The organism is Sporosarcina luteola, from assembly GCF_023715245.1.
In the GTDB taxonomy this organism is placed as follows: domain Bacteria; phylum Bacillota; class Bacilli; order Bacillales_A; family Planococcaceae; genus Sporosarcina; species Sporosarcina luteola_C.
Window position 1 is genome coordinate 1 of the sequence record NZ_JAMBNV010000034.1, and the last position, 399, is coordinate 399.

Annotated in this window: 1 protein-coding gene and 1 pseudogene; both read right to left on the bottom strand. The window is 31.3% G+C overall.

Translation table 11 applies throughout. The features are described from left to right. Positions 1 to 75: 75 nt before the first annotated feature. The gene (gene gpGT, locus M3152_RS18050; RefSeq protein WP_001549167.1) at positions 76 to 213 is read right to left on the bottom strand and encodes a phage tail assembly chaperone GT; all 138 of its coding nucleotides are present in this window, start codon (positions 211 to 213) and stop codon (positions 76 to 78) included. A 50-nt stretch (positions 214 to 263) separates the two neighbouring features. Next, a pseudogene (locus M3152_RS18195) lies at positions 264 to 399 on the bottom strand (phage tail assembly chaperone G); the annotation flags it as partial.

A 399-nucleotide genomic window follows, 5' to 3' on the forward strand; every position in this document is an offset into this window, starting at 1 on the left:
CTTTTATTCTTTCTCCCATTTTTTACCTCCTTTCTAAAAAAATTCAAAAAAATAACCCTAACCAAACGGTTAAGGTTAAAACGCATCAATTAAAGCCTCTGCTTTTTCTTCAGAAATGTCATTGTTTTTATTTTGATATATGGAAAGTACATAATGAAATGGCATTTTTAAGACTTCGTTAGCGTCTTTACCATTTTCAATTAAGTCCATCATGAGAGTATCCATATTTTTCAACATTGCTTTATATGTTAAATCTTCAGGCTTTATTTCATGTTCTGGATAAAATTTCTAGTTTCCTCAGTTTGCTGACCTTGAGTAATGAAAATTACTTGTTCACGAAGTGCATTCATTCCATCAGGTGCATGCATACGTTCTTTTAGGTCTTTAACTGTGAATTGG